Source organism: Phenylobacterium sp. (assembly GCF_028290885.1).
Taxonomy (GTDB): domain Bacteria; phylum Pseudomonadota; class Alphaproteobacteria; order Caulobacterales; family Caulobacteraceae; genus Phenylobacterium.
The window spans coordinates 1-7,461 of sequence record NZ_JAQGIZ010000037.1 but is presented as its reverse complement, the minus strand read 5'-3'; the positions used below and the strand labels follow the sequence as shown (position 1 = coordinate 7,461).

The 7,461-nt window shown below is 68.2% G+C and carries 11 protein-coding genes; 7 read left to right on the top strand and 4 right to left on the bottom strand.

Going from position 1 to position 7,461, the window contains the following annotated elements; translation table 11 throughout:
* Positions 1-174 precede the first annotated feature (174 nt).
* Positions 175-573, bottom strand: coding sequence for a response regulator (locus JWP28_RS03060; protein ID WP_299539850.1), 399 nt, complete (start codon positions 571-573; stop codon positions 175-177).
* A gap of 109 nt (positions 574-682) precedes the next feature.
* Between JWP28_RS03060 and JWP28_RS03055 the strand changes: the two genes are divergently transcribed.
* The 4 genes from JWP28_RS03055 (at position 683) to JWP28_RS03040 (ending at position 3,689) form a co-directional block, all read left to right on the top strand.
* On the top strand, positions 683-1,615 hold the full coding sequence (locus tag JWP28_RS03055; protein WP_299539848.1) for a LysR family transcriptional regulator: 933 nt from the start codon (positions 683-685) through the stop codon (positions 1,613-1,615).
* 194 nt (positions 1,616-1,809) lie between these two features.
* Positions 1,810-2,571 (top strand): sulfite exporter TauE/SafE family protein, encoded by a 762-nt coding sequence (locus JWP28_RS03050; protein ID WP_299539845.1) that lies wholly within the window; start codon positions 1,810-1,812, stop codon positions 2,569-2,571.
* Positions 2,572-2,622: 51 nt separating this feature from the next.
* Positions 2,623-2,907 (top strand): hypothetical protein, encoded by a 285-nt coding sequence (locus JWP28_RS03045; protein WP_299539843.1) that lies wholly within the window; start codon positions 2,623-2,625, stop codon positions 2,905-2,907.
* Positions 2,908-3,164: 257 nt separating this feature from the next.
* Positions 3,165-3,689, top strand: coding sequence for a hypothetical protein (locus JWP28_RS03040; protein WP_299539841.1), 525 nt, complete (start codon positions 3,165-3,167; stop codon positions 3,687-3,689).
* Here the strand turns inward: JWP28_RS03040 and JWP28_RS03035 are convergent.
* Positions 3,631-4,377, bottom strand: a complete 747-nt coding sequence (locus JWP28_RS03035) for a hypothetical protein (RefSeq protein ID WP_299539838.1) — start codon at positions 4,375-4,377, stop codon at positions 3,631-3,633. The two genes, JWP28_RS03040 and JWP28_RS03035, sit on opposite strands and share 59 nt — an antisense overlap.
* A gap of 251 nt (positions 4,378-4,628) precedes the next feature.
* Here JWP28_RS03035 and JWP28_RS03030 point away from each other — a divergent pair, with 251 nt between their 5' ends.
* Positions 4,629-5,084 carry a hypothetical protein gene (locus JWP28_RS03030; protein ID WP_299539835.1) on the top strand — a complete coding sequence of 152 codons (456 nt, stop codon included), beginning with the start codon at positions 4,629-4,631 and terminating at the stop codon, positions 5,082-5,084.
* Positions 5,085-5,115: 31 nt separating this feature from the next.
* On the opposite strand, the gene chpT is transcribed toward JWP28_RS03030, so the two are convergent.
* A complete protein-coding gene (gene chpT, locus JWP28_RS03025) occupies positions 5,116-5,784 on the bottom strand; it encodes a histidine phosphotransferase ChpT (protein ID WP_299539833.1) in 669 nt (222 codons plus the stop codon).
* Between the two features lie 83 nt (positions 5,785-5,867).
* Here chpT and cysQ point away from each other — a divergent pair, with 83 nt between their 5' ends.
* Entirely contained in the window at positions 5,868-6,626 is a 759-nt protein-coding gene (cysQ, locus tag JWP28_RS03020) for a 3'(2'),5'-bisphosphate nucleotidase CysQ (RefSeq protein WP_299539831.1), read from the top strand.
* Here the strand turns inward: cysQ and JWP28_RS03015 are convergent.
* Positions 6,623-6,811 carry a hypothetical protein gene (locus tag JWP28_RS03015; protein ID WP_299539828.1) on the bottom strand — a complete coding sequence of 63 codons (189 nt, stop codon included), beginning with the start codon at positions 6,809-6,811 and terminating at the stop codon, positions 6,623-6,625. The two genes, cysQ and JWP28_RS03015, sit on opposite strands and share 4 nt — an antisense overlap.
* A gap of 203 nt (positions 6,812-7,014) precedes the next feature.
* Between JWP28_RS03015 and JWP28_RS03010 the strand changes: the two genes are divergently transcribed.
* Positions 7,015-7,461 (top strand): acyl-CoA dehydrogenase family protein (locus JWP28_RS03010; protein WP_299539826.1); only part of this gene is annotated, 447 nt, incomplete at its 3' end.

The window sequence follows — 7,461 nt, the reverse complement described above, 5'->3', positions numbered from 1 at the left end:
AGTGTCCCGATTCCGAAGTTCGCAAGCGCTTGCGGCTGACTCTGGCGAACTTCGGAATCGATGAGGACACTAGCAAGTATATGTTTCTAGTGTGCTTTCTTGGATTTGAAGTTCGCTCGGCGCGTGGCCCGTGAAGACGGCGAACTTCAAATCCAGCACACTAGCGTCCCGATACTAGTGGGCGCGGGACCGCCGGCGCGCGCCGGCCGGCGCCAGCAGCGAGGCGACGGTTGCGCGAAGTTCGTGGCCGGTCACCGGCTTCAGGAGCACGGCGTTGGCCCCGAACGCGATGGCGAGGTCCAGGAGCAGCGGGGCCTGGGCCGCGTCCACCTCCAGCATCGCAATGATCGGCGCCTGGATGGCCGCGCCGCGCAGTCCCCCGATCATCTCGATCCCGTCGCGCTGCGGCATCAGGATGTCGCAGATGATCAGCTGCGGTTTGTGCAGGTAGAACTGGTCAAGTCCATCCCGGCCGTCCACGGCCTCGCGCACCGCATGGCCTTCGGCCCGTAGTATTCGGACGATCGCCCCGCGCGCCTCCGCCTCGTCTTCGACAACCAGGATATTCGCCACGGTCTCAAGCCTCGTCCGGTTTGGGCCCTCCCAGGGGTTCCGCGCACCGCCATATGGGCTCGGTTGTTGCATGCTTGAAATGCATTGTTGGCACCCATAGATGTGCGGCATGAATTGGCGTTCGATCGACCTCAATCTGCTTGTGGTCTTCGACGCGGTCATGCGCGAGCGCAGCGTCACCCGCGCGGGGCGGCTCATCGGCATGAGCCAGCCGGCCATGAGCCACGCGCTCAACCGCCTGCGCCATATGCTGGGCGACGAGTTGTTCGTACGCACGCCGAACGGAATGACGCCGACCCCGCGCGCGGAGCGGCTCGCCCGGCCGCTGCGCAATGCGCTCAGCGACGTACAGTTCGCTCTCGAGCCCCCGGCGTTCGATCCCCAGACCTCGCAGCGCAGCTTTGCGATCGCTCTCAACAACCTTGCCGCCGTTGTCCTCGGCCCGCCGCTGGTCACGGCGACATGCGGGGGCGCGCCTGGGGTGCGCCTCGACATGCAACCCAGCGGGACCCTCGACATCCCGGACTTGCTGGACCGTGGCGATATCGACCTGGCGATCGGCGCCCTGGAGAGCCCCGGCGAGCGGTTCGTCAGCGAGTTGCTGCTGGAGGATCCCTTCGTCCTGGTCATGCGGTGCGGCCATCCCGCCGGCGGCCGCAAACTGTCGGCGGAGACGCTCGCGGAACTGCCTTATCTGGAGATCTCCTCCAGCGGCGAGGACATCGCCTTCCTCGACCGCTGGCTGCAGGGGCGCGGCCTGACGCGCCGCGTCGTCGTGCGCGCGCCCTATGTCTCCGCGTGCATGATCCTGGCAAAGTCCGACCTGGCGACCGTCTTCAGCCGCCGAATGGCCCAGGCGTTCGTGCTTGACCACGCCTTGGAATTTCACGAGCCGGCCTTCGATTCGCCGCAGGTGCGCACCAGCATGCTTTGGCATCGGCGGCTGGACGACCATCCCGCCCACCGCTGGCTCCGCGACCGCGTGACCTCGGTTTCGCGGGCGCTTGCCAAGATTCACGCTGAGCATGTCTCCGTGGCGTGAATGCACTTTCCCCGCTGAGGCCGGGCCCCTAGGTTTCGAGGCCTGATCGGCGGGTCGCGGCGTCGTCGGGCTGACCCGCAGATCGAAAGCCCTGGGAGCGGCGACATGAAGGCCTTCCTCGAAACCGTCGCCGCGGGCCTGGTCCCCGTGGCCGTGCTGGCCTGCGTGGCCCGGCCCGGCATGCTTTGAGCCCTATGCTGCACGCGCCGGCGCCGGCGCTATTGGTCCTGCTGCTGCTGGCGGCGGTCCTGGCCGGCGCCCAGAACGCCCTGGCCGGCGGCGGCTCGTTCATCACACTGCCTGCCCTGATCCTCAGCGGGATGGACGCCCGGGCGGCCAACATCACCTCCACGGTGGCGCTGTTTCCAGCCCAGGTGACGACCGGCTGGGCCGGGCGGCGCCTGGTGAGCGGCGCTGAGCAGCTGCCGTTCAGGGCCCTGGTGGCGATCAGCCTCGTGGGCGGCGCCGTCGGCGCCCTGCTGCTGCTCGTCACCCCGCCGAGCTTCTTCGAGGGGCTGCTCCCCTGGCTGGTGCTGTTCGCGACCGGCGCCTTTGCCTGGGGAAGCTTCGGCCGCCGGCCGGCGGTCTCCAAGCCCTTGAGGCCCGCTTGGGCCGCCACCCTGCAGTTCGCCATCGCGATCTATGGCGGCTATTTCGGAGGCGGCATCGGCTTTCTGATGCTGGCCGTCCTCAGCCTGGCGCGATTGCCGGTCCGCGCGGCGGCCGCGACCAAGAACGCCCTGGCCGGGGTGATGAACGGCACGGCCGTGCTGGTGTTCCTGTTCTCGGGCGAGGTGCGCTGGCTGCAGGCGGCGATCGTCGCGGCCGGCGCGGTGGTGGGCGGCCTGATCGGCGCATGGCTGCTGCGCTGGGCCGACGAGCGGATCCTGCGGATCGCCGTCATCGCCATCGGCGTCCTGCTGACGGTCGCGTTGTTCGTCCGCGCCTACCGGTAGGGATCGAACCTTTGCTTTGAGCGTTATCTAACTTCATCCCAAGGAGATCCGATGGCGCGCCTGCGTAAACAGCTTCCGGCACATCTGGGGGCAGGCGAGCTCCGCTGCCGCGGGTTCTCCGGTCCGGTGGACTATGAGATCCAGGGCGACCCGGCGACCCTGCGCCTGGGTCCGTTGCGGCTGCGCGGCTCGCTGACCGCGACGCCGGAGGTAGCAGCCGAGGCGTTCCGCGCCGGCGAGGCCGAACTGAAGCTGCAGGACGGCGGCGCTTTCCGCATCACCCTCCTGGGCCACTCCGCCGGCTCCAACGTCGCCTATTTCGAGATGCGCGTCTGAAGCTCGCGCGGCCCCGGCTTACGGGCGTCTAGTGTCCCGATTCCGAAGTTCGCAGGCGCTTGCGGGTGGCTTTGGCGAACTTCGGAATCGATGAGGACACTAGCAAGTATATGTTTCTAGTGTGCTTTTTGGATTTGAAGTTCGCTCAGCGTTTGGCGCGTGATGTGGCGAACTTCAAATCCAGCACACTAGCCAGCCCGCCGCGATCATATTACATCTGTGAGTTATTACTCATGTAGTTCATTCGGCGGGGACGCATGATCGCTCGGCTCCAGACCCTCGGCATCGTCCTGATCCTGCTGGCGGTGGCCAGCATCCCGACCTCGATCGGCTATTCAACCTGGTCCGAGCGGCAGAGGATGCGCGACGAGTGGACCGCCGCGGGCCCCGCCTGCCCTGTCGTCGCCAGCCCGTCGCCCGCGAACCGCGGCGCGAAGCCGCCGCCTCCGTTCGTCTACAAGGGCGTCGGCTTCGCCTACCAGATCGGCGACGTGAACTGCGTCGCCGCGCCGGAGAAGGGTCTCTTCAACTCGCGGACCTATCCCATCTGCCAGTTCGACGCCCCGGCGGCGATCGCGGTGACGGCCGGCGGCCGCACGGTCCTCTTCGAGCCCGGCGTCGGCCATGGCGCCACCGTGGCGGTGCGCGAAGGCCACGTCTCATGCGTGGTGGACAAGGGCGCCCGGTTCTACGGTCCGAAGGTCGGCCGTGAGCTCATGGACGCTAAAGCCCGTAGCGCAACTCGGCGTCGCCCACGAACTCGCGCGGGCCGATGTGCATGAGCTTGCTGCGGGTATCCAGCCAGACCTCGCCGCCGATATCGCGCCAGCGCCGGCAGAAGGCGTCCTCGCTGAGGTAGTCGCCGTTGTCGGGATCGATCATTCCCTCGAACAGCGCATACTGGTGGGCGCTCGCGCGGGGCTGCGCGCGGTCGTGCACGGCGCTGTACTGCAGATGCGGATAGGCCTGGATCATCTTCTCCAGCGCCGCGCGCTTGATCAGCATGAAGCCCGTCCCGGCGAATTCCGCGGTGACGAACCCCTGCTCCTGGCGCCGCTCCCGCTCGGCAACGAGCGCGCCCACATAGCGGATCTGCGCCGTCTCCAGCGCCTCGCCGGCTTCCACGCGGTCGAACACGCCGGCGTCGTAGTGGACGATCTTCAGCGGGTACATTCCCGCCACCACGTCGCGGTCGAACCTGAGCATCCGCCCCACCTGGGCCGGCGAGAACCCGATGTCGGCGTCGATGAACATCAGATGCGTCGCATCCGAGTTGTCCAGGGTGGTGGCCACCAGGCTGTTGCGCGCCCGGGTGATCATGGAGTCGTTGCCGAGCAGTTCCAGCGTCACGGTGACGTTGTCGTGGGTGGCCGCGAGCATCAGCCCGCAGACCGACTGCATGTAGCGCTGGGTGACCACGCCGCCGTAGCACGGCGTCGCAACGACCAGATGCAAGGTGTTGCTCGGCAAGACCATCTCCCCCGCTAGCTCCGACATGGTCGGGAGGCTCTCTTCGAACACCCCGCCCCGAATCAGAGTGTCGCGGCGAACTGCGGCGCCTCGATTGCCGCATCGCTGCGGCTTCGTATCCGTCTGAAGCACCTGTTCGACGAATGACACGTCGCCACTGAGCGACCGGGGTTATTCAATTCTATTGCCTGGATGAAAATTCGAGTCATTCTGCAGAGGCCGGAGACGGCTAACATCGGGGGAACGCAAACATGTCAGGTGCAAAGCGCATCGCGGCCATAGGCTTGGCCGCCCTTCTGTCTGTGAGTGCAGCGTCGGCGTCGGCGCAGATGGTTCCGAGGAACTACCAAAAAGGGCCGGTCACCCTGGTGACGCAGTTCCAGGTCGCGCCGGGTAAGCTGAATACGTTCATGCAGGACTACGCCACAAGCCAGCGCGCCGGCCTGGAGATCGGAAAGAAGACGGGAGCGATACTCGCCTACGGAGCCGCGATACCCATCACGCGGCGAGCCGGCGAGCCCAACCTCTACACCACCATCACCTTCAAGGACCTGGCGTCCTACGACCGGTCGTTCGAGGCGGCGGACAAGGCCAATGTCGCAGTCTACGGTTCGCTGGAAAACGCCGCGCAGGCGGCCGCGAAGCGGGCGGAGTATGCGACCGTCGTAAGCAGCATCCTTCTCCAGGGGCTGGCTCTGCCGAACTAGGCCGCCGTGACGCCGGGGACGGGCGCGCGGATCAGGCGGGGATGGTCGCCGCCAGGGTGACCTTCTCCTCGCTGACGTCGGCGAACACCCGACCGCCAGCGTCGCCGACGAACAGGTGGACGTAGCGCGCCTGCACCCAATGGCCGTGCAGCCCCTCGCCGGGGCCCTCGCCGCGCAGGCCTGCCAGCACCTCGGGCCGCAACCTGGCGCGAGGGCCCACGGCCTCCACGGCGACCGCCACGGACGCGCCCTCCTCCACGGCGCGGACGCGGGCCACACCGCCGGTCGGCAGCGCCGCGCCCGCCATCTGGGCGAGGTTCAGCAGCGTGCGCGCCACGGGCTTGTTCACCGCCGGCGTCTCCACCTGCCAGTCGAGCTCGGCGCGCATGTGGGCGAACACCCCCTGCGCCAGCTTCTCCAGCTCGCGGGCGTCGAAGGTCTCCGCCGAGGCCGATGCGCCGAAGGCCACGCGCGTGAACGACAGCAGGTCCGCCAGCTTGCGCGCCGAGGCGCCGATCAGGCTCATGGCGTCTTCGCGCATGTCCTGGGCGGTGGGGTCCTCCAGCAGGTCGAGCCCCGAGACGATGGCGCTCGCCGGGCTGATGAAGTCGTGGCACATCCGCGCGGCCAGGTAGGCGGCGAGCTCGGCCGGGCGGATCGCCGGGTTTTCCGGGTTGGTGGGCGCGAGGGTTTCCGTCATGGCGCGGACCTTGCGGTGATTTGAGCCTTTGGAAAACCGCCGGGGGCCCATAAGAGAGCCCGCCTGAGGGTATTGATTTGGCCATGAACGACATCGGGGCCGAGCTGGCCGAGATCTGCGACGCGGCGGCCGCCCTGATCCTGCCGCTCTGGCGAACCGGCCTGGCCGTGGCCCAGAAGGCCGACGAGAGCCCGGTCACCGAAGCCGACCGCCAGGGCGAGGCCCTGATCCTCAAGGCGCTGGCCGAACGCTTCCCCGACATCCCCGTGGTCTCCGAGGAGGACGCCAGCGAGTTCGGCGCGCCCGAGGCCATCGGCCCGCGCTTCTTCCTGGTCGATCCGCTGGACGGCACCAAGGCCTTCGTGCGCGGCGACCCGCACTTCACCGTCAACATCGGCCTGATCCAGGACGGCCGCCCGGTGGCTGGCGCGGTCGCCTCGCCGCCCTCCGGCGAGGTCTGGTATACGCAAGGCGGCCAGGCGATGAAGCGGCTGCAGGGCGTTCCCGCCCGGCCCGTCCGCGCGCGGCCCTGGCCGGACGGCGCGGCGCTCGCGCTCCTCAGCCACACCATGAAGCCCGAGACCGCCGACAAGCTGGCCCAGGAGTACGGCTTCCACCTGCGCGAGCCGATGGACAGCTCCATCAAGCTCTGCCGCATCGCCGAGGGCATGGCCGACATCTACCCGCGGCACGGCCCGACCATGGAATGGGACACCGCCGCCGGCCACGCGGTGCTGGCGGCGGCCGGCGGCCGCCTGACCACGCCGGAAGGCCAACCCTTCCTCTACGGCAAGGCGCACGAAGGCTTCCGCAACGGCTGGTTCGTGGCGCGCGGCGCCTAGATCTTCTTTGGAAGGTTCCACTCGTCCGACGCCGGGCCGGAGGCGGCCACGGCCTGCGTCCATTGCGGGCTCGCCGCGACGGCGGGCCGGCCGAGCGCCAGATAGCTGACGAAGCCCACCAGGAAGGCGAACGCGGCCAGCCAGGCCAGGGGACGGGCGATCTCGAACAGGTTGGAGGCGGGCATCGGCGGACTCTTCGGCGGACTCTACGAGGATGGAACACCGCCCGGCCCGCTTGGTTGCCGCGCACCTCCGACTTCCGCCGCGCCCTCTCCACCGAGATTCGACGCCGGTCCGGATCGGCGCGATGCTGGCCAAGCGCGAAGGCGTCTACACCGGGACCGGATTTCCGGCCATAAGGCTGCGCATTGTTTCAGGAGACATTTCCATGCCGCTCGATACGGCCGCGAGCCAGAAGACCTTCCGCTGGGACGACCCGCTGGACCTGGCCTCGCGCCTCTCCGAGGACGAACGCATGGTCTGGGAGGCCGCCCGCGCCTACGCCCGCGAGAAGCTCTTGCCCCGCGTCGTCTCGGCCTTCGCCGAGGAACGATTCGACCGCGAGATCATGACCGAGATGGGCGCCTTGGGCTTCCTGGGCCCCACGCTCCCCGAGAAGTACGGCTGCGCCGAGGTGAACCACGTCGCCTATGGCCTGATCGCCCGTGAGATCGAGGCGGTGGACTCAGGCTACCGCTCGGCGATGAGCGTGCAGTCCTCCCTGGTCATGTACCCGATCTACGCCTTCGGCTCCGAAGAGCAGCGGATGAAGTACCTGCCCGGCATGGCCAAGGGCGAGATCATCGGCTGCTTCGGCCTGACCGAGGCCGACGGC